The organism is Rhizobium sp. CAU 1783 (genome assembly GCF_054551725.1).
The window spans coordinates 459,119-481,898 of record NZ_JBTOLM010000004.1; the positions used below are offsets into that span (position 1 = coordinate 459,119).

25 protein-coding genes are annotated in these 22,780 nt (G+C 64.4%); 12 read left to right on the forward strand and 13 right to left on the reverse strand.

What is annotated here, in order from left to right:
* Positions 1 to 12: 12 nt before the first annotated feature.
* The gene (cobT, locus tag ACX93L_RS18550) at positions 13 to 1,914 is read left to right on the forward strand and encodes a cobaltochelatase subunit CobT (RefSeq protein ID WP_459406177.1); all 1,902 of its coding nucleotides are present in this window, start codon (positions 13 to 15) and stop codon (positions 1,912 to 1,914) included.
* A gap of 3 nt (positions 1,915 to 1,917) precedes the next feature.
* Here the strand turns inward: cobT and ACX93L_RS18555 are convergent, their stop codons facing one another.
* A complete protein-coding gene (locus ACX93L_RS18555; protein ID WP_459406178.1) occupies positions 1,918 to 2,346 on the reverse strand; it encodes a hypothetical protein in 429 nt (142 codons plus the stop codon).
* Positions 2,347 to 2,552: 206 nt separating this feature from the next.
* Here ACX93L_RS18555 and ACX93L_RS18560 point away from each other — a divergent pair, with 206 nt between their 5' ends.
* Complete coding sequence (locus ACX93L_RS18560) at positions 2,553 to 3,503, forward strand: esterase-like activity of phytase family protein (RefSeq protein ID WP_459406261.1); 951 nt, start codon at positions 2,553 to 2,555, stop codon at positions 3,501 to 3,503.
* A 30-nt stretch (positions 3,504 to 3,533) separates the two neighbouring features.
* Here the strand turns inward: ACX93L_RS18560 and ACX93L_RS18565 are convergent, their stop codons facing one another.
* Entirely contained in the window at positions 3,534 to 4,169 is a 636-nt protein-coding gene (locus tag ACX93L_RS18565) for a queuosine precursor transporter (RefSeq protein WP_459406179.1), read from the reverse strand.
* 115 nt (positions 4,170 to 4,284) lie between these two features.
* On the reverse strand, positions 4,285 to 4,575 hold the full coding sequence (gene rpmB, locus ACX93L_RS18570) for a 50S ribosomal protein L28 (RefSeq protein ID WP_169593868.1): 291 nt from the start codon (positions 4,573 to 4,575) through the stop codon (positions 4,285 to 4,287).
* Positions 4,576 to 4,821: 246 nt separating this feature from the next.
* Between rpmB and ACX93L_RS18575 the strand changes: the two genes are divergently transcribed.
* From ACX93L_RS18575 to ACX93L_RS18585, 3 genes are read left to right on the forward strand one after another with little or no spacing between them, the layout of a single operon-like run.
* Positions 4,822 to 5,586 carry a DUF3108 domain-containing protein gene (locus ACX93L_RS18575; protein WP_459406180.1) on the forward strand — a complete coding sequence of 255 codons (765 nt, stop codon included), beginning with the start codon at positions 4,822 to 4,824 and terminating at the stop codon, positions 5,584 to 5,586.
* 37 nt (positions 5,587 to 5,623) lie between these two features.
* Positions 5,624 to 6,502: an aromatic amino acid exporter YddG gene (gene yddG, locus ACX93L_RS18580; protein WP_459406181.1), complete on the forward strand. Its 879-nt coding sequence runs from the start codon at positions 5,624 to 5,626 to the stop codon at positions 6,500 to 6,502.
* A gap of 25 nt (positions 6,503 to 6,527) precedes the next feature.
* On the forward strand, positions 6,528 to 7,178 hold the full coding sequence (locus ACX93L_RS18585; RefSeq protein ID WP_459406182.1) for a lysoplasmalogenase: 651 nt from the start codon (positions 6,528 to 6,530) through the stop codon (positions 7,176 to 7,178).
* Positions 7,179 to 7,189: 11 nt separating this feature from the next.
* Here the strand turns inward: ACX93L_RS18585 and ACX93L_RS18590 are convergent, their stop codons facing one another.
* Together ACX93L_RS18590 and gloB are read right to left on the reverse strand one after the other, a co-directional pair.
* On the reverse strand, positions 7,190 to 7,624 hold the full coding sequence (locus ACX93L_RS18590; protein ID WP_459406183.1) for a cupin domain-containing protein: 435 nt from the start codon (positions 7,622 to 7,624) through the stop codon (positions 7,190 to 7,192).
* Positions 7,624 to 8,394 carry a hydroxyacylglutathione hydrolase gene (gloB, locus tag ACX93L_RS18595; protein ID WP_459406184.1) on the reverse strand — a complete coding sequence of 257 codons (771 nt, stop codon included), beginning with the start codon at positions 8,392 to 8,394 and terminating at the stop codon, positions 7,624 to 7,626. The genes ACX93L_RS18590 and gloB overlap by 1 nt, the downstream gene beginning before the upstream one ends.
* A gap of 85 nt (positions 8,395 to 8,479) precedes the next feature.
* Between gloB and ACX93L_RS18600 the strand changes: the two genes are divergently transcribed.
* The 3 genes from ACX93L_RS18600 to ACX93L_RS18610 all read left to right on the forward strand — a co-directional run bounded on the left by ACX93L_RS18600 (position 8,480) and on the right by ACX93L_RS18610 (position 11,385).
* Positions 8,480 to 9,235 carry a class I SAM-dependent methyltransferase gene (locus ACX93L_RS18600; protein ID WP_459406262.1) on the forward strand — a complete coding sequence of 252 codons (756 nt, stop codon included), beginning with the start codon at positions 8,480 to 8,482 and terminating at the stop codon, positions 9,233 to 9,235.
* A gap of 117 nt (positions 9,236 to 9,352) precedes the next feature.
* A complete protein-coding gene (gene hisC / locus ACX93L_RS18605) occupies positions 9,353 to 10,459 on the forward strand; it encodes a histidinol-phosphate transaminase (RefSeq protein WP_459406185.1) in 1,107 nt (368 codons plus the stop codon).
* Complete coding sequence (locus ACX93L_RS18610) at positions 10,459 to 11,385, forward strand: prephenate/arogenate dehydrogenase family protein (RefSeq protein WP_459406186.1); 927 nt, start codon at positions 10,459 to 10,461, stop codon at positions 11,383 to 11,385. The genes hisC and ACX93L_RS18610 overlap by 1 nt, the downstream gene beginning before the upstream one ends.
* A 9-nt stretch (positions 11,386 to 11,394) precedes the next feature.
* On the opposite strand, the gene ACX93L_RS18615 is transcribed toward ACX93L_RS18610, so the two are convergent.
* Complete coding sequence (locus tag ACX93L_RS18615) at positions 11,395 to 12,408, reverse strand: DUF2125 domain-containing protein (protein WP_459406187.1); 1,014 nt, start codon at positions 12,406 to 12,408, stop codon at positions 11,395 to 11,397.
* Between the two features lie 64 nt (positions 12,409 to 12,472).
* Between ACX93L_RS18615 and ACX93L_RS18620 the strand changes: the two genes are divergently transcribed.
* Entirely contained in the window at positions 12,473 to 13,006 is a 534-nt protein-coding gene (locus ACX93L_RS18620; protein ID WP_459406188.1) for a gamma-glutamylcyclotransferase, read from the forward strand.
* 3 nt (positions 13,007 to 13,009) lie between these two features.
* Here the strand turns inward: ACX93L_RS18620 and ACX93L_RS18625 are convergent, their stop codons facing one another.
* The 4 genes from ACX93L_RS18625 to ftsE form a co-directional block, all read right to left on the reverse strand.
* The gene (locus ACX93L_RS18625) at positions 13,010 to 13,801 is read right to left on the reverse strand and encodes a lysophospholipid acyltransferase family protein (RefSeq protein WP_459406189.1); all 792 of its coding nucleotides are present in this window, start codon (positions 13,799 to 13,801) and stop codon (positions 13,010 to 13,012) included.
* Positions 13,802 to 13,889: 88 nt separating this feature from the next.
* The gene (locus tag ACX93L_RS18630) at positions 13,890 to 14,609 is read right to left on the reverse strand and encodes a YdcF family protein (RefSeq protein WP_459406190.1); all 720 of its coding nucleotides are present in this window, start codon (positions 14,607 to 14,609) and stop codon (positions 13,890 to 13,892) included.
* A gap of 76 nt (positions 14,610 to 14,685) precedes the next feature.
* Positions 14,686 to 15,636: a cell division protein FtsX gene (locus ACX93L_RS18635; protein WP_246701880.1), complete on the reverse strand. Its 951-nt coding sequence runs from the start codon at positions 15,634 to 15,636 to the stop codon at positions 14,686 to 14,688.
* 67 nt (positions 15,637 to 15,703) lie between these two features.
* The gene (gene ftsE, locus ACX93L_RS18640; protein ID WP_169593890.1) at positions 15,704 to 16,363 is read right to left on the reverse strand and encodes a cell division ATP-binding protein FtsE; all 660 of its coding nucleotides are present in this window, start codon (positions 16,361 to 16,363) and stop codon (positions 15,704 to 15,706) included.
* A 199-nt stretch (positions 16,364 to 16,562) separates the two neighbouring features.
* Between ftsE and ACX93L_RS18645 the strand changes: the two genes are divergently transcribed.
* The 3 genes from ACX93L_RS18645 to ACX93L_RS18655 all read left to right on the forward strand — a co-directional run bounded on the left by ACX93L_RS18645 (position 16,563) and on the right by ACX93L_RS18655 (position 18,362).
* On the forward strand, positions 16,563 to 17,246 hold the full coding sequence (locus ACX93L_RS18645; protein ID WP_459406191.1) for a hypothetical protein: 684 nt from the start codon (positions 16,563 to 16,565) through the stop codon (positions 17,244 to 17,246).
* A gap of 70 nt (positions 17,247 to 17,316) precedes the next feature.
* A complete protein-coding gene (gene hpt / locus ACX93L_RS18650; protein WP_169593894.1) occupies positions 17,317 to 17,859 on the forward strand; it encodes a hypoxanthine phosphoribosyltransferase in 543 nt (180 codons plus the stop codon).
* A 143-nt stretch (positions 17,860 to 18,002) separates the two neighbouring features.
* Positions 18,003 to 18,362 carry a response regulator gene (locus ACX93L_RS18655; RefSeq protein ID WP_169593896.1) on the forward strand — a complete coding sequence of 120 codons (360 nt, stop codon included), beginning with the start codon at positions 18,003 to 18,005 and terminating at the stop codon, positions 18,360 to 18,362.
* Between the two features lie 42 nt (positions 18,363 to 18,404).
* Here ACX93L_RS18655 and ACX93L_RS18660 read toward each other — a convergent pair whose 3' ends face one another.
* The 3 genes from ACX93L_RS18660 to lptM all read right to left on the reverse strand — a co-directional run bounded on the left by ACX93L_RS18660 (position 18,405) and on the right by lptM (position 22,712).
* Positions 18,405 to 21,050: a TIGR02302 family protein gene (locus ACX93L_RS18660; RefSeq protein ID WP_459406192.1), complete on the reverse strand. Its 2,646-nt coding sequence runs from the start codon at positions 21,048 to 21,050 to the stop codon at positions 18,405 to 18,407.
* 170 nt (positions 21,051 to 21,220) lie between these two features.
* Positions 21,221 to 22,489, reverse strand: a complete 1,269-nt coding sequence (lysA, locus tag ACX93L_RS18665) for a diaminopimelate decarboxylase (RefSeq protein ID WP_459406193.1) — start codon at positions 22,487 to 22,489, stop codon at positions 21,221 to 21,223.
* 13 nt (positions 22,490 to 22,502) lie between these two features.
* Positions 22,503 to 22,712, reverse strand: coding sequence for an LPS translocon maturation chaperone LptM (gene lptM / locus ACX93L_RS18670; protein WP_459406194.1), 210 nt, complete (start codon positions 22,710 to 22,712; stop codon positions 22,503 to 22,505).
* Between the last annotated feature and the right edge of the window lie 68 nt (positions 22,713 to 22,780).

Genomic DNA, 22,780 nt, shown 5'->3' on the forward strand with positions numbered 1-22,780 from the left:
AGGGCGATCACGATGGCAGGTCGCGGGGATAATTCGAGAGCAAAGCCCGGCACGGGAGTGGACACCGAGCCGCTTCGCCGGGCGATCACCGGTTGCGTGCGTTCGGTGGCAGGCAGCCCCGAGGTCGAGGTCGTGTTCGCCAATGAGCGACCGGGCCTCGCCGGGGAGCGTGTCCGGCTGCCGGAACTGTCGAAGAAGCCCACGGCCCACGAACTCGCGGTGACCCGCGGGCTCGGCGATTCCATGGCGCTGCGCATCGCCTGCCACGACCAGAAGATCCATGCGACGATGGCGCCTCAAGGCCAGGATGCCCGTTCGGTCTTCGATGCGGTCGAGCAGGCCCGTGTCGAGTCGATCGGTTCGCTCCGGATGAGCGGCATGGCGACGAACATCACCGCCATGAACTCGGAAAAATACGCCAAGGCGAATTTTTCCGGCATCAACCGCCAGGAAGACGCACCGATCCAGGAAGCCGTCGCCATGCTGGTGCGCGAGAAGCTCACCGGCGAAAAGCCGCCGGAATCCGCCGGCAAGGTGCTCGACCTGTGGCGTCCCTTCATCGAGGACAAGGCCGGTTCCAGCCTTGAAGACCTGCCCGGCGCGATCAACGACCAGCAGGCCTTTGCCCGCGTCGTCCGCCACATGCTGTCCGCCATGGAAATGGCCGAGGACGTCGGCGACGAGACCGAGGAGGGCGAGGACGAAGACCAGTCCTCCGAGGACCAGCCGCGCTCCAACGAGGAAGAGCAGGAAAGCGCCGAGGAGGAGGCCGGCTCCGAGCAGGCTCCCGCCGAGGAGAGCGAAGCCTCGCAGGAGCAGATGGACGACGGCGAGATGGACGGCGCCGAAATCTCCGACGACGACATGTCGGACGAGGGCGAGGACGACAGCGAGACGCCCGGTGAAATGCGCCGTCCGGCAAGCCCGTTCGACGACTTCAACGAGAAGGTCGACTACAAGATCTTCACGCAGGAGTTCGACGAGGTCGTGACGGCGGAGGAACTCTGCGACGAGGCCGAACTCGACCGCCTGCGTGCCTTCCTCGACAAGCAGCTGGCCCATCTGCAGGGTGCCGTCGGGCGCCTCGCCAACCGCATGCAGCGTCGACTGATGGCGCAGCAGAACCGCTCCTGGGACTTCGACCTGGAGGAAGGCTATCTCGATACCGCGCGGCTCACCCGCATGGTCATCGATCCGATGCAGCCGCTGTCCTTCAAGATGGAGCGCGACACGAAGTTCCGTGATACCGTCGTGACGCTCGTCATCGACAATTCCGGTTCGATGCGCGGCCGTCCGATCACAGTCGCCGCGACCTGCGCCGACATTCTTGCCCGCACGCTTGAGCGCTGTGGCGTCAAGGTCGAGATTCTCGGCTTCACCACCAAGGCTTGGAAGGGCGGTCAGTCCAGAGAGAAGTGGCTCTCGGGCGGCAAACCGCCGACACCCGGCCGCCTCAACGACCTCAGGCACATCGTCTACAAGTCCGCCGACGCGCCGTGGCGCCGGGCGCGCCGCAATCTCGGCCTGATGATGCGCGAGGGGCTGCTCAAGGAGAACATCGACGGCGAGGCGCTGATGTGGGCGCACGGCCGCCTGATGGTCCGCTCCGAGCAGCGCAAGATCCTGATGATGATTTCCGATGGCGCGCCGGTCGACGACTCGACGCTCTCGGTCAATCCGGGTAACTACCTTGAGCGCCATCTGCGCGCCGTCATCGAACAGATCGAGACGCGCTCGCCGGTCGAGCTTCTGGCGATCGGTATCGGTCACGACGTGACGCGTTACTATCGCAAGGCGGTGACCATCGTTGATGCGGACGAACTGGCCGGTGCTATGACCGAGCAGCTCGCGGCCTTGTTCGAAGACCAGGAACAGGGCGGCAAGCGCGGCGGCAGGGCACGCCGCGCCAGCTGATTATCAGGCTTCGACGGCGGCCTCCGAGGCCTCCGTGCTGCCAGCCGAGGTCGTGCCCTTGTCGACTCCGAGCCGTTCCTTGATCAGCTCGGCAATGTCCTCCTCGATCGCCTTGCGGGCGTCGGGATCCATCGCGGCAAGCGATTCCTCGGTAAGGCCCTGATCTTGCAGATATTGCGCGCGGATGAGTTCCGCGACGTCCATATGCGCCCATTCGGAGAATTCCTCGATGAGGCTCTTGGCCTCGGCGCGCGCCTCTGCCTCTTCCGGCGTTCTGTCGTAGGAAACGGTGTTTTCGTCTTCGAGCGAGAAGGACGAGCCGCCGCCATAGGAGAGGAGTGCGTCGGAAAAGCCGCCGCTTTCTGTGCCGGTCGACTGACCCGAACGGTAGAGGAGGGGAGCATATTGCTTGTCGCTAACGCCGTTGATCACTGCAAACTCCTGAAATAGTGGCTTGGATGGAATGGGCGAAGGCTCGCACGCGTAGCTTGTCCCGGCCTAAAGCCCGGGTTCCGTTTCCCGGTGCTTTGCCGGTCGGGGGCGTCCGTGGCATAAGGCGATGAACGCTCCTCCCATTCAGGGTCAAGTCATTGCCATCCCGCCGCCCTCTCGCCTTCGCCTGCATCTTCGCCGCCGCTATGATCCTGCCTCTTCCCGCCCAGGCCGAGCCGGCTCGGGTCGATGCCCTGGCGATCACCAACTTCGCGCCCGATGCCCGCAGCCGCTTCGGGGCGCTGGAATTCGTCGGCGGCCTGGAGCTTTCCTCGCCCGAACCGCTTTTCGGTGCCTGGTCCGGTATCCGTTTCCTTCCCGATGGTGAACACTTCCTCGGCGTTCTCGATACCGGCCACTGGATTTCGGGAAGGATCACGCGGGACGGCGCCGGCCGGCTCGGCGGGCTCGCCGACGTGACGATTGCGCCGATGCTCGACGTCAACGGCGCCTCCAACCGGCGCAAGCGTTCAGTCGACGCCGAAAGCCTGGCGATCCGCGGCGGGGATGTGTTCGTCGGCTACGAGCAGATGCATCGCGTGAGCGGCTACCGGCCCCTCTCGTCCATCGAGACGGCGCGTCCGTTCGCCATGGCCCTGCCTCTGCCGATCCCGGTCCGGGAACTGCGCAGCAATGGCGGGCTGGAGATGCTTGCCCTGTCGCTGCCGTCGAGCCCGCTTTCCGGTGCCCTCGTCGCCGTGGCGGAGAAGAGCTATGACGGAAACGGTCATCTCTTTGCCGGCATCCTCGACGGGCCTCTCGAGGGGGCGTTCCGGGTCGTCGCCCATGACGGTTTCGACGTGACGGACGGTGCCTTCCTGCCTGACGGCGATCTTCTTCTGCTGGAGCGGCGCTTCTCACTCGCCACCGGGGTGGCCCTGCGCATGCGGCGGATTGCTGGCGAGAGCATCAAGCCGGGTGCCGTTGTCGACGGCAGCATCATCCTCGAAGCCGGGATGGACGAGGAGATCGATAACATGGAGGGGCTGGACGTCGTGGTCGCGCCCGACGGCTCGACGCGCGTCATCCTCGTCTCTGACGACAATCACTCAATCCTGCAGCGGACGCTGATGCTGGAGTTCCGGCTCGTCGACTGAGATCGGTGACGAGCCGGCTTGTTCTTCCGCCTAGGCGGAACGGGCCGGCGCCATTGGGCGCAGGACGCTCATCAGGGCGCCATAGGGCAGGAGCATCACGACGCCGACGATCATCTTGACTGCGAAATCGCCGATCGCCCAGGACATCCAGCGCGGTGCATCGGTCGCCAGCACGCCGAGGACCGGTGCCCATTCGATGGCAAAATCGTCGTTCGGGCCGATTAGCGTGAAGATCGGGGCGAAGGCGAGAGAGAAGAAAATCATCGTATCCATCACGGACCCGAAGATCGAACCGATCAGTGGCGCCTTCCACCAGGCGAGCCGGCGCAAGCGGTTGAAGACGGTAATGTCGAGCAGCTGTCCGGCGAGGTAGGCCGAGCCGGAGGCGATCGCGATGCGCGGCGAAGAGGTCAGGAAGGACAGCGCGACGCCGACGACGAAGCCGATGAAGACGACCTTTCGCGCGGTCTGCGGACCGAACTGGCGATTGGTGAGGTCGGTGACGAGGAAGGCGACCGGGTAGGTGAAGGCGCCGTAGGTCAGGAGGTCACCGAGCTGGATCCCGGCGAGCGTACCCGAGAGCGGATACTGGACCAGGATGTTCGAGGCGACCACGATGGCCGTCATCAGCAGGCTGTAGATAAGGATATGGCGTGCGTTCAGCATTTTTTTATCCTGGGTGATGCCACCAGTTGGAGTAACGATGATGCAAAAGGAAAAGGCTTGCACGGGCGGTCCCGTTCAAGCCTTCTGACCTTGTAGAAGCTTTGCGAACCGCGGATTAGGCGGCAGCTGCAGTCTTCTTGACGATCTGGCGACGCAGCAGGCGGGCGCGCATCGACAGTTCGTTTTCGTTGGCCTTCAGAAGGAAGGCGTCGAGGCCACCACGGTGCTCGACCGAGCGCAGAGCGGCTGCGGAAACGCGCAGGCGGTAACGCTGGCCAAGTGCGTCCGAGATCAGCGTGACGTCGCACAGGTTCGGAAGGAACTTGCGCTTGGTCTTGTTGTTCGCGTGGCTCACATTGTTGCCCGACTGGACGCCCTTGCCGGTCAATTCGCAACTGCGGGACATGATACACCTATATTTTTCTTGGCCATCGCATTGCTTCCGGGCAAATACCGGCGTGGCAATCCAACGGCGTTTGATTGGAAAGTTGCGGTTCTATAGTCAGACTGGCCGGGCGCGTCAAGCCAAACCTTGGATTTTCGCGCAAGTGCGGGAAATTCCCGCTATTTTGTTGCCACAGTCGCTGCTCAGGATAAGCGCGGTCATCACTTGCCGTCAAACGAGAGGCGGGATCCGCCGTGGGAGCCGTCGTTGCGTTTCTTGAGCCTTCTAAGCTGTCTGTTTGTCCTTGCCGCCGGGCCGGCCGCGGCTGAGAACCTGCGTTACCGCACGGACTACCGCGTTACGCTCGGCGCACTGCCGATCGCGCGCGCCTCCTTCGTCACCGAGGTCAACCAGTCGAGCTACACGATCTCCGGCAGCTTCAAGTCGTCGGCGATCGTCAATGTCGTCACCACAATCTCGGCGGTCTCCAACGTGTCCGGAACCCTTCATGGGGACCGCATGCAGACCGACCGCTATACGCTGGTCTATCAGAAGGGCCGCAAGAAGCTCACCTATGACGTGCGCTACCAGGACGGGAACGTCACCCAGACGACGATCGAGCCGCAGCCGAAGCGGCGGCCCGAGACCTGGATCGAAGTCACCCAGCAGGATCTCATGGCGGTGCTCGATCCGATCAGCGGCCTGATCATTCCGGAGGGGGAGGCCGCCTGCCCGCGAACGCTTCCGATCTATGACGGTGAAAGCCGGATGGATATCGTATTGACGCCCAAGGGGCGTGAAAGCTTCTCCGCCGGTGGCGTCAAGGGTGAGGCGATCGTCTGCTCCATGCGGTATGTCCCGAAGTCCGGTTTCCGTAAGGGCCGCAAGGACATCGAGTACCTGCGCAAGGTGGACGGCATGGAAATCTGGTTTGCCAAGACGTCCACGCTGAAGGTATATGCTCCTGTCTATGCGCGCGTGCCGACGCAGATGGGGACGATCTATGTTTCGGCGGTCGAATTCGACGGCTGAGGAAGTGCGGGCCTGATCCCCGCGAGGGGAGACACGGGTGAAGACCAAGGCAACGTTGATCGGCTTCACGGCCATCCTGATGTGGTCGTTTCTGGCACTGCTCACGGCCGCGTCCGGCACCATGCCCCCGTTCCAGCTTTCGGCGATCACGTTTGCGATCGGCAGCCTGCCGGGCATCGTGACCTTCATCCTGAAGCCGGAACGCATCCGCGAGTTGCGCCAGCCTCCTAAGGTCTGGCTTACCGGCGTGATCGGCCTTTTCGGTTATCACTTCCTCTACTTCACCGCCCTACGTAATGCTCCTGCCGTCGAGGCCGGTCTGATCGCCTATCTCTGGCCCTTGCTCATCGTCGTCGGCTCGGCCCTTCTGCCGGGCGAGCGGCTGCGCTGGTATCATGTGGCCGGTGCGCTTGCTGGGCTTGCCGGCACGGTGCTGATCGTCGCCAAGAACGGCATCGCCTTCGATCCGGCCTATGCATTTGGCTACATGGCCGCGTTCCTGTGCGCCTTCACCTGGTCGGGCTATTCGCTTCTCACGCGTCGCTTCGAGGCCGTGTCGACCGATGTGGTGACCGGTTTCTGCCTTGCCACCTCGATCCTCTCGGCGCTTTGCCATCTCGGTCTGGAGACGACGGTCTGGCCGGACAGCGTGTCGCAGTGGGTTGCCGTCGTCGGCCTCGGCATCTTCCCGGTCGGTCTTGCCTTCTATGCCTGGGATCATGGCGTGAAGAACGGTGACATCCAGATCCTCGGCGCGTCGAGCTATGCCGCGCCGCTTCTGTCGACGCTCATCCTGACCCTTTTCGGCTTCGCCGAGCCTAGCCTGAGGATTGCCTTCGCCTGCCTGCTGATCACCGGCGGTGCCATGCTCGCGGCGCAGGACATGATCCGCCGCAAGCGCAAGGCCGAAGCCTGATCGGCCGATTGTTGGGGAGGGGACGATGGAAGCCGCTGCCACGATCGTCCTTTCGATCGCCGTCCTTGTCGGACTGAGCTATTTTCTGATCCTGAACAAGCAGCCGAGCCATAGGCGTGCGCTCTGGAAGACCCTTCCGGTTTCGCTGCTTGCGCTCTATGCCCTTGTCATGGAGGCACCGCATCTGATGGTCGCGGGGCTTGCCTTCAGCGCGCTCGGCGACGCCTTCCTGGCCTATGAGGGCGAGCGGAATTTCATCGGCGGCCTCGCCTCCTTCCTCATCGCTCATCTGGCCTATGGGGCACTGTTCTACCAGATCGGCGACGTCGGACTTGTCGCTGCGGAGGCTTGGAGGATGGTTGCTGCGGTTGTCGCCGTGCTGCTTGCCGGGGCCCTTGTCGGTTTCCTCTGGCGTGCGGCCGGCGAACTGGCGCCCGCCGTGCTCGCCTATGCCTCGGCGATTGCCGGCATGGCGGTCCTGTCGCTCGGCGTTTCTGCCGTCGCGGTCTTTGCGGGTGCCGTGCTCTTCATGTCGTCCGATGCGGTGCTGGCCGTCGAGACCTTCAAGATGACAAAGGATCACCCGCTGCGCCGCCTTGCCGCCCGCTATGTGTGGGCGAGCTATTTCGGTTCGCAGGTCATTCTGACCCTGTCGGTTGTGGCAATCGCGTCCTGATCTGACAGGAGCTATGACCTGCTTTCAGCCCAGGGCGACCAGCCGGGCGGTGCCATCTCGAAGCTCTGATAGTCGAAGCCGGGTGCGACCGTGCAGCCCACCAACGTGAAGTCGCCGAGGCTTTCGGCGGCTTGCCACCCGTCGGCGGGGATCACGGCCTGCGGGCGCTCGCCGCGCAGGAGATCGGCACCTAGCACGATGGTCTCGACGGTCGTTCCGTCGGGCGCGCTGTAGAGCGCCAGCGGCGCGCCGGCATGGTAGTGCCAGACTTCGACAGCGTCACGGACCCGGTGCCAGTGAGAACGTTCGCCCGCCTTCAGCAGGTAGTAGATCGCCGTTGAGTGTCCCCGCGGTCCGCCGGCTCCGTCGCGAAAGGTTTCGACGAACCAGCCGCCCTCGGGGTGGGGCTGCATCCCGAGGGTCTCGATCACGTCCTCTGCCGTCATCAGAAGTGATCCTTGCGCTTGCGGATCTCGGCAAACACCTCGGTGTCCGTCGCGCCCTCCATCAGAAGGTTGCGGCGGATCGACGGGTCGGCGGCGCGCAGGAAGGGGTTCGTCTCCTTCTCCAGGCCGATCGTCGTCGGAATGGTGAATTCGCCCTTCTGGCGCATGGCCTCGATCTCGGCAGCGCGGTTCTTCAGCCGGTTGTTTTCGGGGTCGATGGTGAGGGCAAAACGGGCGTTGGACAGCGTGTATTCATGGCCAAAATAGACCGCCGTCTCGTCGGGAAGAGCTGCGAGCTTCTGAAGCGAATGCCACATGTCGGCCGCAGGGCGCTCGAAAAGCCGGCCGCAGCCGAGGGCGAACAGGGTGTCAGCGGCAAACAGAAGCTTGTCGTCGGGCAGGTGGTAGCAGATATGGCCGGCGGTGTGGCCAGGCGTCTCGATCACTTGCACCACATGGCCGCCGAAGTCGAAGCTGTCGCCATCGCCGACCGCGCGGTCGAGCCCGGGGATAGCCACGGCCTCTTCACGAGGGCCGATGATCTCGCAGCCGAACTTCTCCTTCAGGGCGAGGTTCGCCTCGACATGGTCACCGTGGTGATGCGTGGTGAAGACATGGGTGATCTTCCAGCCGCGGCGGGCCGCGGCGGCGAGGATCGGCTCCAGTTCGGGAGCGTCGATCGTGGCGGTGAGACCGCTTTCCTGACAGTGGATGAGAACGCCGAAATTGTCGCTCCGGCAGGGAAAGACGTCGAGGTCGAGGGGCTTCATCGGGCCTTTGTCCGTTGTGCTTCGATTGCCGAAATGTAGCGTGTTGCGCCTTGAAGTCCACCGGCTGCCTGCTATCAATGGCGCCATGCACGTCGATATCGTCGATCTCCGCCAGTTCTACCATTCCATGCTGGGCCGCATGGCGGAGGAATCGATCGCCATGGCGCTTTCGTCGCTCTGGGTGCGGCTGCCGCAGGAACGGCTGGTCGGCCTCGGCTATGCCATCCCGTTCCTCGACCGCTTCCGGGCGGACACGGAGCGGACCTTTGCCTTCATGCCTGCCGGCCAGGGGGCCGTGAACTGGCCGGTCGGCGAACCATCTGCCACGGCGCTGGTGTTCGACGAGGAACTGCCGCTGCCGGATTCCTCGGTCGACCGGGTGCTGATGGTCCATTCGCTCGAATTCGCCGAAAACCCGCGGGAGAGCCTGAAGGAGATCTGGCGGGTGCTGGCACCCGGCGGACGGCTGGTCGTTGTCGTGCCGAACCGGCGCGGGGTCTGGGCCCGGATGGAGCACACGCCCTTCGGATCCGGCCGCCCCTATTCGCGCGGCCAGCTGACCGCGCTTTTCCGCGAGACCAATTTTACGCCTGGGGCGAGCGCGGAGGCGCTGTTCTTCCCGCCGTCGAAAATCCGAGCGGTCTTGCGTCTGCGGCGCAGTTTCGAGCGGCTGGGGCGTTTTGTCTGGCCGGCCTTTTCCGGCGTCATCGTCATCGAGGCGCAGAAGCGCCTCTATCAGGGCCTGCCGGTCGCGGCACGCGCCTCGCGCCGTGTCTTCGCGCCCGTTCTCGCGCCTCAAGGGGTGCCGACGACGCGGGTCAAGGCGCTTCAGGATCGCTGATCCGGAGGACGGCTGCGACAGCGGTCACCCTCGACAAAACCGGCTTTCCGTTTTATGGGCTCTCATCCGATATTGCCGGGCGTCCGCCCGGAATTTCAACGACAGAAAGCCACATCGATGAGCAGCGAAACCATGAAGCCGACCCCGCGTCCGGGTATCCTTGACATTGCCGCCTACGTGCCGGGCAAGGAACATGCGCCGGGCGTTGCGCGGGTCTTCAAGCTGTCGTCCAATGAAACCCCGCACGGTCCGAGCCCCAAGGCGATCGACGCCTTCAAGCAGAGCGCCGGCCATCTCGAGATCTACCCGGACGGCCAGGCGGTAGCGTTGCGCGAGGCGATTGCCGAAGTGCACGGCCTGAACGCCGCCAACATCCTGTGCGGAAACGGTTCGGACGAACTTCTCGGCCTGCTCTGCCACGTCTATCTCGGCCCGGGCGACGAAGGCATCATCACCGAGCACGGCTTCCTCGTCTACAAGATCCAGATCATGGGCGCCGGCGCGACCCCGGTCGTGGTGAAGGAAAAGGATTGCACGGTCGACGTCGATGCGATCCTTGCCGCCGTGACGGAGAAGACGAAGATCGTCTTCCTCGCCAATCCGGGCAATCCGACGGGCACCTATGTGCCGGCGAGCGAAATCCGTCGCCTCCATGCCGGCCTGCCCGGCAATGTCATCCTGGTGCTCGACGCGGCCTATGCGGAATATGTCCGCCGCAACGACTACGAGGCCGGCATCGAGCTCGTCTCCGGCAATCGCAACGTCGTGATGACCCGCACCTTCTCGAAGGTCTACGGGCTTGCGGCGCTGCGTATCGGCTGGGCCTATGCGCCGCTGGAGATCATCGACGCGCTGAACCGTGTGCGCGGTCCGTTCAACATGAATGCGCCGGCAATCGCCGCGGGCGCGGCATCGGTCCGCGACCAGGCCTTCGTCACGATGGCGGCCGACTACAATCTCGCCTGGGTCGAGAAGGTCTCAACCGCACTCTCCGCACTCGGCCTCAAGGTCACGCCGTCGGTCGCCAATTTCGTGCTGGTGCATTTCCCCGACGTCGATGGTAAGCGCGCCGCAGAGGCCGACGACTTCCTGACCAGCCGCGGTTTCATTCTGCGCGCCGTGCGCGGCTATGGCTTTGCCAATTCGCTGCGCATGACGATCGGCAGCGAAGAGGCCAATCGCGGCGTGATCGATGCGCTGACCGAGTTCATGGGGCGTGCCTGATGACTGCGATGTTCGACCGGATCGCGCTGATCGGTATCGGCCTCATCGGCTCGTCGATCGCCCGCGACGTGAAGGAACTGGGTCTCGCCCGTGACGTCGTCGTCTCGACCCGCAGCGCCGACACGCTGAAGCGCGCGGAAGAGCTTGCCCTCGGCACGGCCTACGAGTTGTCGGCGGCGGATGCGGTCAAGGATGCCGACCTCGTGGTCGTCTCGGTCCCGGTCGGCGCCTCCGAAGCCGTCGCCCGGCAGATCGCCGCGCATCTGAAGCCGGGTGCAATCGTCACCGACGTCGGCTCGACCAAGGCGTCGGTCATCGCCCAGATGGCGCCGCACATGCCGGACAACGTGCATTTCATTCCGGGCCATCCGCTCGCGGGCACGGAAAAGTCCGGCCCGGATGCCGGTTTCAGCGGTCTATTCCAGGGGCGCTGGTGCATCTTCACGCCGCTGCCGGGCACCGATGCCGGTGCACTTGCCAAGCTCCGTACCTTCTGGGGGGCGCTCGGCTCCAAGATCGACGAGATGGACCCGGAGCATCACGACAAGGTGCTGGCGATCGTCTCGCACCTGCCGCACATCATCGCCTACAACATCGTCGGCACGGCGGACGACCTTGAGACGGTGACGCAGTCGGAAGTGATCAAGTATTCGGCGTCCGGTTTCCGCGACTTCACCCGTCTTGCGGCCTCCGACCCGACCATGTGGCGCGACGTCTGCCTGCACAACAAGGACGCGATCCTCGAAATGCTGGCGCGCTTCTCGGAGGATCTCGCCTATCTGCAGCGTGCCATCCGCTGGGGCGAGGGCGACAAGCTGTTCGATCTCTTCACCCGCACCCGCGCCATTCGCCGCTCGATCATCGAGGCCGGCCAGGACGTCGACGTGCCGGATTTCGGCCGCCACTCGCTGGACAAGAAGGCCTGACCGCTTCGCTCAGAGCGGCGGCAGGACACCGATCGGGATGATGCCGAGGGAGACGACGCCATTCGTCAGCCTGAGGTCGGCGCCGCCCTTGTCCTGCCCGCCGAACAGCGCCCTCAGCACATTGGCAGCGTTCTCGATGCTGTCCTTCTCCTCGGGGAACGCGGCGCTCAGGGTATCCCGCCAAGCCGTGATGCCCTCGATCTCGATCCGAAGCCGGCCGGAGAGCATGCCGTCATTGCCGACCGAGATAGGGCCGCTGATCGTCACGACGCGGCCGCCGCCCATGTCTGCCACGAGGCGGCGGATCTCGCCTTCGCTGCCGTAGAGCCCTTCCCCGCGGTCGCCCTTGAGTTCGAGATACTTGGCCTTGCCGACGAGCGTCATGTCGAGGCTCGATGAGACCGGCGGCAGGAGCGACGCCTGGCCGCGCAACGACACGACCGCGTCGCGCGACAGGAGCGCGATGTCCAGGTCCTCGCCGGAGCGGCGAAGGTGGGCCTCCGCATGCGGCGCCGTCGTCTCGATGGTCGCCCCGTCGACCATGGTCGTCAGAAGAACCTGCAGACCGGTCGCTTCGAGGGAGGTGCGGTCGAGGCCGGAGAGCCCGGCATTGAGGCTCGAACGCAGCGCCTGCCATTCCAGCGCGAGCGAAAAGCCGAGCGCCGAGCGGACCTGGCCGGGGCTATCCAGTTCCCAGACCACATGGCCGGGGGCATAGACCTGGGCGGCCGAGCGGAAGGCGCCGAAACTTGCCGAAAGACCATGGAAATGGTCGTCGACGGACAGCCGGCTGCAGGTGACGCCGACGCGGAAGGGGAAGCCGCCGACCTGCATGTCGTCGCATTCCGCGGTGATGGCCGCGGGATTGGCGCCGGCAAGGATCGCCGTCAATTTGTCCTTCAAGGCCCCTGCCGCGCCGTACCACAGGCCGCTATAGACGAGGATGCAGAGCACGACGGCAATGCCGAGTCGCACGACCTTCAGGGTGGCGACACTCCGGTTTTCCTCACTCGACGTTGCCATCAGGCGCTCCAAACGTAAAATGGTGATCCGGTAATCGGGCCGGTATTCTGGAATGACCTGCGATATGGACGAATTTTGGGTGTTTGGCTACGGATCCCTGATGTGGAACCCGGGCTTTTCCTACGAGGAACGGGCCCAGGCCCTGATGTTGGGCTATCGCCGCTCGCTTTGCGTGCGCTCCTGGGTCCATCGCGGCACGCAGGAATGCCCGGGGCTGGTGCTGGGACTGGATCACGGCGGTTCGTGCCGCGGCGTCGCCTTCAGGGTCGCCGAGGCAAACCGGGAGGAAACCATCGACTACCTTCGCCAGCGCGAGCTCGTGACCCATGTCTATCTGGAGCGCACCCTGCCGATCCGCCTCTCCGACGGCCGGAAGGTCAGGGCGCTGACCTATGTCATCGATCGCGGGCATCATCAGTATGCCGGGTCGGTTTCCGTCGGTGAGGCGGCCGAGATCGTCAACCGCGCGGTCGGCGTGTCGGGTCCCAATCCGGTCTATGTGGCCAACACGGTCGCGCATCTGCGCGAACTCGGCATCCGGGACCAATGGCTGGAGCAGGTCGCCGCCGAAATCGAGCGGCTCGAGGGTGTTGCCTGAGCCTCACGCCCCCTTTTCGGCCAGAAGCTCCTTCATCCGCTTCGCGGCAGTCGGCGGCAGCGGTAGACCAGGATTGTTCTCCACCGTCTCGATGAGGAGTTCGTCGCTTACCCATTCGAGTTTTTCGATGAGGGTTTCGTAGAAGGTGTCAGGATCGAGCCCGGGCGCGATCGGCGGCAGGATCTTCACCTTGAAATGCCCGGGGAAGCGTAGGAACTTGCGGCGCGGCCAGAACAGGCCGGGATGCATTGCTACAGGTACGACCGGGACTTCGAGGTCGCGATAGATGCGGGCAATACCGTATTTATAGGCCGGCTCGGCGCCCGGCGGACGGCGGGTGCCTTCCGGATAGATGATGAGCTGGCGGCCGTCGGCCATTTCCTTCTTGGTGCGCTCCATCACCCCGACCATCACCTTGCCTTTGGCGCCGCGATCGACCGGGATCATCTTCTGCCGGGCGACATACCATCCGAAGATCGGGATCCACATCAGTTCCCGCTTGAGGATGTAGACCGGGTCGTCGAGCCAGGGCAGCAGCGCGTATGTGTCCCAAAGGGACTGGTGCTTCGGCGCAAGGATGTAGCCGCCCTTCGGAATGTTCTCGAGCCCCTCGACGGTGAATGTCGTACCGACGATCTTCTCCATCAGCCAGTGGTTGGAGCGGGCCCAGTTTTTCGGAATGACGAATGCCTTCTTGCGTGGCGCCAGGAAGTAATAGGGCGACAGCAAGATCATCTGCAGGATCAGGTTTGCATAGAAGAGCGTGTTGAACAGGATCGAACGCAGTATGATCATCGGGCAGGATTTCCTAAGACGGGCGTGACACCGTCCCTAACGCATATTGCCCGGGATAAAAAGCCGTGTTTTGCCGGTCGCGGCCGGCTCAGCCCGACGTCTTCGCGAACTTGGCCGTCGAGCGCAACCCGTCGCCGGCACCCCATCCGATCACGCCGCGCGCATAGGCGATCAGCGTCTTGCCGTATTCCGACAGGAGGGTGCGCACGACATTAGGATCGGCATACCAGGCGGTGTGCTTGAGGTCGGCATTGACCACCGGATAGGGGATGAAGTTCGTCGCGCGATCGATACGGCGCAACTCCATCAGGCTGCGCGGCATGTGATAATTGTTGGTGACCACCAGAACTGAGGCATAGCCGTGATCATGGATCCAGCGCGAGGTCTCATTGGCGTTGCCGATCGTGTCGAGCGCCTCGTAGCCTACATCGACGCAGCATTCGAAGAGGTCCGGCGAGCTCTGGGTCATCTTGCGGATCTGCGCCGGAGATGTCGTCGGATGGGCGCCGGAAATAAGCAGGCGCCGGCCGGAACCGCGGCGCAGGAGCTCCACCGCCTGATCAATCCGCTGATAGCCGCCTGTCAGCACGACGATGGCATCGGCCCGGGCATCTGCGGGCGGGACGAGGGTGGTGACCGAATCGGCAAACCACAGGAAGCCGGCAAGGATGACGCCGCAAAGCAGGATCGCGACCAGGCCGGCATAGTGCAGAAAACGACGCAGGAGGCCCCGGCGCGCAAGAAGGCCGCCGGCGGGGCTCTTTGGCAGATCCTCGCGGAATGCTCTATCGCGTCTCATCCGACCCATCGTCATTGTTCGTGCATAGCGTGCTTCTGCCATGCGGAACAGGCGGCTTTGTGGCATTCAACAGGCTTTCACGGTGTCAGTCACTCAGCAACCCGTCCGTGCGTGCCGGGTCGGAGCGTATGCTGTCGATTTCATAGATTGTGCGGATAACCGTCAGTCGGGCTGTCAGCGTCGTCAGCAGGGCAATGACGATCATCGTCGCGAAGATGCCGAGATAACCCATGTATCCAATCGAGAAAGTGCCGAAGAGTGCGCTTGCCTGATCGCTTTCCGGCGTGGCGAGCGACCGGCTCTGCCAGTAGCCGGCGATGGCGAAGAGGGCGGCTGCAAGCAGGCCGCCGGCGGCGGCACCCTTCAGGCTGATCTTGAGGAAATGCTTCTGGAACTCCCGGGCGACGAAGGAGCCCTCGGCGCCGACGAAGTGCAGGACCTCGATGATATGGCGATTGCCGGACAGTGCCCCGCGGGTCGCGAATACCACCGTCAGCACCATCGCGGTGAAGACGAGCAGGAGGATTGCCGAGCCGATCAGCACGGTGGTGCGGGCCATCTGAACGAGCCGGTCGACCCAGGTGCGGTGGTCGTCGAGGAAAGCCTGCGGAACCTCGGTCTTCAGCATGTCCCGCATCGCCGCGAAGTCCGGCGGGTTACTCTCGTCGATGGTGACGATGACGAGCCGCGGGACGGGCAGTTCGTGAAGGTCGAGTCCGGTGCCGAGCCAGGGTTCTAGCAGGCGTGCCGTTGCCGCGTCGTCCATGATCTGGCCGTCCTTGGTGCCGACGAAGGTCAGTGCCAGGTCACGGGCCTTGGCCAGTGCCTTGTCCATGTCGAGCCCGTCCTCGGGCTTGATCTGGATGGTGACCTCGCGGGAGATCTGGCTCTGCCAGCCGGCGGCGGTGGCGCGCACCATGCTGACCGCCCCGAGCGTCAGGCAGGCGAGGAAGGCCATGATGGCGATCACCACCATCAGCGCATTGCCCTGGATGTTGGAGGGCGGCAGGATTGCGCCCGTCGGGCGCACGGTCATCTCGGTGCGCCGCGCGGCGTGCTGAGGTGGTGCGGTGCTGGGTGCGTGGCTCTCGTAGGGATCGTGATCAGTCATAGATGTCGAGCCGCCCGTCGGTAAGGATCATGCGTCTTGCGTCGACCTGGTCCATCAGCGCCAGGTCATGGGTGGCGATGACGACGGCCGTGCCAAGGCGGTTCAATTCCAGGAACAGGCTGAGCAGGCGGCGCGCCATCGGCGGATCGACATTGCCCGTCGGCTCGTCGGCAAGCAGGATCTCGGGCCGGTCGATCAGCGCGCGGGCGATCGCCACCCGCTGCTTCTCGCCGCCGGAAAGCACCGGCGGCAGCACGTTGATGCGCTCGCCGAGGCCCACCCATTTCAGGAGTTCGATCACGTCCTTGCGGTAGGTTGCCTCGTCCTTGCCGCGCACCCTCAGCGGCAGCGCGACATTCTCGTAGGTCGTCAGGTGGTCTAGTAGCTGGAAGTCCTGGAACACGATGCCGACACGGCGCCTCAGCATCGGCAATTCCGCGCGCGGGATCTTGGTGATGTCTCGGCCGAAGCTGCGGATCAGGCCGCGCGTCGGCTGGAGCGACATGAACAGAAGGCGCAGCAGGGTGGTCTTGCCGGCACCGGAAGGCCCGGTCAGGAACTGGAAGGAACGCTTCGGAATATCGAAGGTGAGGTCGCGGAGAATTTCCGGTCCCATCCCATAACGCAAGCCGACATTTTCGAAATGGATCAAGAGCCCAGCCAGTCTGACAGATCGCGGATCCGCGACATCTTAACGAATGAGGTTAACAGTCGGTAAATCCCGGTCGAATTACGGCCGTTGCGGCCCCTTCTTTCCGAAGCATTAACCATTTGAATTTACGTCTGGAGAGGATTCGTTTCAATGCCCAGATTTGGCCGGTCCGCGGGCGATTGCGAAAGGCTGTTGGAAGATGAACGCATTCCGCTCCAGAAGGCACGCCGCCGCACCGGACATCGACCTCCTGCCGCCCGACAGGCCGAGGATGCCGCATGCCTGGCCGATCCGCGTGACGGAAGACATCGTCGACGCCGAGTTCGTCACGGTTCGCGAAACCACGCCGCGCCGGCCCTCCGATGCCCGCAGTTCCAACGATAATCACCGCCGGACCGCCGACAGGGGCTGGGCGGCGTCGCGGCCAGCCAGCAGGCGCACCTTCGCCGCAGGCATTCTGTCGCGGCTGGAAAGCCTACTGCAGACACTTTCGGACAAGGGGTTCGCCGCCTTCGTTTCGCTCGTCTTCGTCGCGATCTTCGCGCTTGCCGGGCTGATGGTCGGCGAGCCGGGGGCGAGGGCCAATGCCGAGCCGCTCGACATCACCCATGTCAGCCTGACTCCGCATGACGACGACGGCATGCGGGTCCTGCAGGTCAACGCGATCATCGAGAACCGTGGGACGCGGACAAGCGTGCTGCCGAAGCTGCGCGCTGACCTGATCGCGGGCGGTCAGGTGATCGCCAGCACCTATATCGAGACCCCCGTCAGCGAAATCGATGCCGGACACAGCCGTGGCATCACAGCCAGGCTCCTGCATCCCGGTGGAAAAATGCCGGAACTTCGGCTTTCCTTCGAGGAAACGGGTGCCTCGCGCTCCTGACTATGCTATCGGCCAACACTCTCGACGCTCGGTCCCGACAGGCCGTGCCGCAGTCCTGAAGGAGTGAACCATGCCCGTCGTCCGCGGAAAGAACATCGAACCGCTCTATACCGCCCGGCAGATCAACGAGCGCAACCACCAGATCGCCGCCGAGATCGCCAAGGGACCTGCCGACGATCTGCTGGTGATTGCCGTGCTCAAGGGCTCCTTCATCTTCGCCGCCGACCTGATCCGCGCGCTGCATGACGTCGGTCTTGCTCCGGAGGTCGAGTTCATCACCCTGTCCAGCTATGGCACAGGCACTGTCTCGCAAGGGGTCAGGATCGTGAAGGATATCGACAGCGACGTGAAGGGCCGCAACGTGCTCCTGATCGACGACATCCTGGAGTCCGGCCGGACGCTCAAGTTCGCCAAGGAACTGCTCTACGAGCGTGGTGCCGCCCATGTTTCGCTGGCCGTGCTTCTCGACAAGAAAGTCAAGCGCCAGGAACAGCTTGAGGCCGATCACGTCGGCTTCGAATGCCCCGATTACTTCGTCGTCGGCTACGGTATGGACGTGGCCTATGCCTTCCGCGAACTGCCCTTCGTCGGCGTCGTCACGGGCGACGCCTGAGGTCTTCGCCGGGGCTGACTTTCGCCCCGAGACGAAGAGCACTTGTTAACCATGGGGGCGGTCGGCCCCCGCGGCGTTTACCGATCGCAAAGGAAACTCTGGTGATTTCGCTTCCGGGACAGCGAATGAACGGAGTAGCGATCATGGCGAGAATTCTGATTACCGAGGACGAGGATTCCCTCCGCTCCTTCGTGGCGCGCGCCCTCCGTCTCGACGGTCATGAGACTTTCGAGGCCGCTGACGGTGCCGAAGGCCTGGAGCGCCTGGGTGAAAAGGAATTCGACCTCCTGCTGTCGGATATCCGCATGCCGGTCATGGACGGGATCGAGCTTGCCCATCGCGCCGCGTCGTCCTTCCCAGACCTCAAGATCCTGCTGATGACCGGCTATGCCGAGCAGCGTGAACGCGCCGACGATCTCGCCGCGAAGATCATCGATGTCGTGTCGAAGCCCTTTGCACTGCCGGACATCCGTGCCGCCGTCGCCCGCGCACTGGCGAGCTGACGTCTGCCCGCCGGGCGACATGTCGGCCGGCGATGACCCTGTCTACTGGATGTCGAGCAGTCGTTCGAGATAGCGCCGCTCCAGTTCCGGACCGGCATTCTCCCCAAGCTTCTTGCGGATCGCCTCCAGGATTTCGCGTGCGCGCTGCACGTCGATCTCGTCGGGCACGTTGACGCGTTCGCCGAAGTCCGGGCCTGAGCTGGCTCTCGGCCGACCGAGCGGATCGCGGCCGTTCTGGCCGCCTTGCCCCATGCCCTGCTGTTCGCCCTGCTGGCCCCGCATGGCCTGCATCATCTGGTTCATCATGTCGCGTGCGCCTTTGCGCAGGGCTTCCAGAGCCTTGCCCTGTCCTTCGACGGCGCGGCTGCCCTGGCTCTTGCCGAGCGCTTCGCCCGCGCCGCGCATTTCGCGTCCGGCCTCTCCGAAACCCTCGCCGGGCTCGACGCCCAGTTCCTTCAGGCCCTTCTGCAGTTCGCCGAGCTGCTTGCCGAGCTGCTCCTGCTGGGCGCGAAGGTTCTTCAGTGCCTCGCGCAACTGTTCGGCGGTCATGCGATCGGTCGGAGAGCCCTGCTGCCCGTCCTCGCCCTGCTGGCCTTCCTGCGGCTGCTGGCCGCCTTCTCCTTCCGGCGGCATCTGCTCGAGAAACTCGCCATCCTCGCCGTCGCCGGGATCGCCGCGCTGCATGCGGTCCTTCAGAGCCTGGTCGCGACGGAAGGTCTCGTCCATCAGCTTCTGCTGCTCCTGCATGATCTCGCCGAGCTTGTCGATCTGCTGGCGGACCTGGCTGTTCTCCTGCTGTTGGCCGCCGCGCTGCGGGCGTCCGGCCTGCAGGTTGTTCATCATGCGCTGCAGCTCGGACAGCATCTGGCGCGCGGCGTCGCGGTTGCCGGAGCGCGCCAGGTTCTCGATCTGGTTCATCATGTTTTCGAGGTCGCGCTGGCGCAGGACATTCTGCGCCGACTGCTGCTGCTGTTGCTCCTGGGCATCCGGCTGCCGTTCCGCGAGCGCCTTCATGAAGTCCTGCATGGCGGCGCGCAGCTCGTCCATCAGCTTCTTGACTTCCTCGTCCGGGGCATTGCGTTCGAGCGCGTCGGCGAGGGCCTGCTGGGCGTCGCGCAACTTGCGCTCGGCAAGCGACAGGTCGCCGCCGTCGATGCCGAGCGCAATCTCCCAGAGATAGTCGGCGGTGCCTTTCAGGTCTTCCGTCGTGCGGGCAAGCTTCATGCGCGCCTGGGCCGACTGGATCAGCAGGTAGTGCGTGGTGTTGGGGATCGTTTCGTCGGGACGGAGCGACAGTGCCTCGTTGAGGGCGATCGATTGCGGCAGGTCGCGCACATCCAGCGCGAAGACCTGGCGCTCCTCGGCGACCGCTGCCGCCAGCGGCTCGACGAAGGCGCGCGCCGGCAGGACCATCTCGTGGGGCTGGCTGCGACCGGTCTGGCCTGCGCCGTCGGTTGCGACGAGGGTGATCCTGACCTTGCGGCCCGAAAGCGGATGCTCCGTGATGTTGCGGCTCGAGATACCCTTGGCCTCGCGGGAATTATGGCGTGGCAGGTCGAGTTTGTAGTCGGGCAGGGGGTAGAGCGACAGGGCATCGGGCTTCTGATCGACGGACTCGATCTCGGCAAAGGCCTTGGAAAGCCCGTAGTCGTCCTGTGCCTTGAAGCCGATTTCGAGCGCGCCGTTTGCGCTGCGCCGCGGAAGGCCGTCGAAGGCGATCTCCGGCGCCTTGTCGGCGATCACCTCGATCCGCCACTGGTGCCCACCGACCAGCAGGTCCCCGCTCGTTCCGAGCTTCCATTCGTAGACACGGGCGGCGGGCGCCGCTTCCGCCGTCTGCTGCTTGGCTGGATCTTCTGCGGTTTCATCCTCAGGGACCGTGGCTGCGAAGTCCGTCACGGCGCCGCTGTCGGCGGCACGGAAGATCACCTTTTCATCGGCGCCACCGCCGGTGATGCGCACGGTCGCCTGGGCATTCTGCGGGACCCGCACAAGGCCTTCGGTCGCTCCGTCCAGACCCGACAGGAAGACCGGAGCCTGGCTGGTATAGGCCGGCGGAGTGATCCAGGCGTCGATGCGCATGTCGGGCATGTCACTGGTCTGCGGCTGCTGGCGGAAGGCGTCGGCGATGACGCCCGCGCCGTTCGAGCCGGAATAGGCGAGTGCGACGGCAAACAGAAGCGCCGGGACGGCGCGCAGCGCATAGCGGTCGAAGCGGGCGATGTCGGGACGTGGAAAGCCTGCGTCGAGGGCGGCGATGGTCTCGGCCATGCGCCGCTGGTGTTCGACCCACAGCGCCCGGGCAAAGGGCGTCTCGAAGGCGGGTTCATCATCCTGCACGGCGACCGGCTGATGCGGCAGGTGGTTGCGTTCCTCGAGCAACCGGTCAGCCTCTTCGCTTGCCGGCCAGCGCAGCCGGGCGAAGGGAAGGAGGCTCGCGACGAAGGCGAAGGTCAGGACGAAGACGAGAACAAGCCGAACGGCGTCGGGCAACTGCCGATAGACGCCGAGCCAGGCGAGCGAGATGAATATGGCGGCGATGCCTGCCAGTGGCAGGAAGAGCGGCAGAAGCCGTTCGGCAAACAGCACGAGCCTTGCGAGGAAGCGCTTGATCGCCACCCGCCGCGCCAGGGCCGGGTCGTTGCGAAACGCTCCTGTTCTCGTTCCACCCGGCTGAGGAGGGGTCATCCGTCGGGTCTCCGTTGAGCGGGCCTTGGACCGGGGAAAGGTCGCGAGCCGGCCTTTTGCCTTCTCCGGGGAGGATAGCATTCTTTGTGGCGAAGACGAGGGCGGACGGCGCGCTCAGTCCGCTTTTTTGCCGCGGTCGCCGAAAAGTGAACGGCGGCCGCGGGTGCCGATCAGTCCAGCCAGGCCGGAACCGAATCGAGATTGATCATGTCGTCATAGCTCGGACGCGGGCGAATCACATGGAACTCGCTGTCCTTGACCAGCACTTCCGGCACCAGCCGGCGGGTGTTGTAGGTGCTCGCCTGGACGGCGCCATAGGCGCCTGCCGAGCCCACGGCCATCAGGTCGCCTGCCTTCGGCATCGCCATTTCCCGGTCGAGCGCGAGATAGTCGCCGGTCTCGCAGACGGGGCCGACGACGTCGGCGCGGATGCGCGGTGCGCTTGCCGCCTGGATCACCACCGGGCGGATCTCGTGGTGGGCCTCGTAAAGGGTCGGGCGGATAAGGTCGTTCATCGCCGCGTCGACGATCACGAAGGTCTTTTCGCCGCCGTCCTTCACATAGATGACCTCGGTCACCAGGATGCCGGCATTGCCGACGATCAGGCGGCCCGGCTCCGCGACGATCTTGCAGTTCAGCCCGGCCAGCTGTTCCTTGACGATCCGGGCATAGTGGTCCGGTTCCGGCGGCGGGTTGTTGTCGTCCTTGTAGGGAATGCCCAGGCCGCCGCCCACGTCGACGTGATCGATCGCATGGCCGTCGGCGCGCAGCGTCTCGACCAGTTCGCGCAGCAGCCGGAACGCGTCCTCGAAGGGCTGCAGCTCGGTGATCTGGCTGCCGATGTGCATGTCGATACCGGTGACCTTGATACCGGGCAGGCTGGCCGCGCGGGCATAGACGACACGGGCGCGGTCGAAGGAAATGCCGAACTTGTTTTCCTTCTTGCCGGTCGAGATCTTGGCGTGGGTCCTGGCATCGACGTCCGGATTGACGCGGAAGGAGACATGCGCCTGCTTGCCGGCCTTGACGGCACGGGCATTCAGAACCTCGAGTTCCGGTTCGCTCTCGACGTTGAAGCAGTAAATGCCTGCCTCGAGGCCCAGGTCCATTTCGGAGACAGTCTTGCCGACGCCGGAAAACATGATGCGGTTTGCCGGGATGCCGGCGGCGAGCGCGCGGCGCAGCTCGCCTTCCGAGACGACGTCGACGCCAGCGCCGAGCCTGGCGAGGGTCTTGAGGACCGCCTGGTTCGAGTTGGCCTTCATCGCGTAGCAGACCATGGATTCGACACCGGCGAAGGCCTTGGAGAAGACCTTGTAGTGACGTTCGAGGGTGGCCGTCGAATAGCAGTAGAAGGGAGTCCCGACCGCCTTGGCGATGTCGAGTACGGAAACGTCCTCGGCGTAGAGCACGCCGTCGCGATAGTCGAAGTGGTTCACGGGCTACGGCCTGTCAGAGAAGGGGATCGAGGATGAAGGGGTCGTCGGCGACGGTCGGCTTCTGCGTCTTCTGGCCGGGTGCCAGCTTGTTCTGCTCGGCCGCCGGCATGTTCGGCGGGTCGAGGTCGGCCTTTCGTCCGCAGCCGGTCAGCACCAGGGCGGCTGCCAGGATGCCGGCTGCCATCGTCGCACGGGAAAGCGTCTTCACCATCACCCAATCCATCGAAAATCTCGTCTCTTTAGCCTGTAGCGAAAATTGGGGCGCTTGTGCACCCTCAATCTCGTGATGCC

Coding starts and splice junctions, on each gene's coding strand:
- ACX93L_RS18635 (WP_246701880.1), bottom strand. CDS start 15,636: ATGACCGTGCGCCCGACGGGCGCAATCCTGCCGCCCTCCAACATCCAG.
- ACX93L_RS18655 (WP_169593896.1), top strand. CDS start 18,003: ATGGCGAGAATTCTGATTACCGAGGACGAGGATTCCCTCCGCTCCTTC.
- lptM (WP_459406194.1), bottom strand. CDS start 22,712: ATGGATTGGGTGATGGTGAAGACGCTTTCCCGTGCGACGATGGCAGCC.
- cobT (WP_459406177.1), top strand. CDS start 13: ATGGCAGGTCGCGGGGATAATTCGAGAGCAAAGCCCGGCACGGGAGTG.
- hpt (WP_169593894.1), top strand. CDS start 17,317: ATGCCCGTCGTCCGCGGAAAGAACATCGAACCGCTCTATACCGCCCGG.
- ACX93L_RS18620 (WP_459406188.1), top strand. CDS start 12,473: ATGGACGAATTTTGGGTGTTTGGCTACGGATCCCTGATGTGGAACCCG.
- ACX93L_RS18600 (WP_459406262.1), top strand. CDS start 8,480: ATGCACGTCGATATCGTCGATCTCCGCCAGTTCTACCATTCCATGCTG.
- ACX93L_RS18660 (WP_459406192.1), bottom strand. CDS start 21,050: ATGACCCCTCCTCAGCCGGGTGGAACGAGAACAGGAGCGTTTCGCAAC.
- ACX93L_RS18590 (WP_459406183.1), bottom strand. CDS start 7,624: ATGACGGCAGAGGACGTGATCGAGACCCTCGGGATGCAGCCCCACCCC.
- ACX93L_RS18610 (WP_459406186.1), top strand. CDS start 10,459: ATGACTGCGATGTTCGACCGGATCGCGCTGATCGGTATCGGCCTCATC.
- ACX93L_RS18560 (WP_459406261.1), top strand. CDS start 2,553: ATGATCCTGCCTCTTCCCGCCCAGGCCGAGCCGGCTCGGGTCGATGCC.
- hisC (WP_459406185.1), top strand. CDS start 9,353: ATGAGCAGCGAAACCATGAAGCCGACCCCGCGTCCGGGTATCCTTGAC.
- ACX93L_RS18585 (WP_459406182.1), top strand. CDS start 6,528: ATGGAAGCCGCTGCCACGATCGTCCTTTCGATCGCCGTCCTTGTCGGA.
- ACX93L_RS18565 (WP_459406179.1), bottom strand. CDS start 4,169: ATGCTGAACGCACGCCATATCCTTATCTACAGCCTGCTGATGACGGCC.
- rpmB (WP_169593868.1), bottom strand. CDS start 4,575: ATGTCCCGCAGTTGCGAATTGACCGGCAAGGGCGTCCAGTCGGGCAAC.
- ACX93L_RS18615 (WP_459406187.1), bottom strand. CDS start 12,408: ATGGCAACGTCGAGTGAGGAAAACCGGAGTGTCGCCACCCTGAAGGTC.
- ACX93L_RS18625 (WP_459406189.1), bottom strand. CDS start 13,801: ATGATCATACTGCGTTCGATCCTGTTCAACACGCTCTTCTATGCAAAC.
- gloB (WP_459406184.1), bottom strand. CDS start 8,394: ATGAAGCCCCTCGACCTCGACGTCTTTCCCTGCCGGAGCGACAATTTC.
- ACX93L_RS18645 (WP_459406191.1), top strand. CDS start 16,563: ATGAACGCATTCCGCTCCAGAAGGCACGCCGCCGCACCGGACATCGAC.
- ACX93L_RS18630 (WP_459406190.1), bottom strand. CDS start 14,609: ATGGGTCGGATGAGACGCGATAGAGCATTCCGCGAGGATCTGCCAAAG.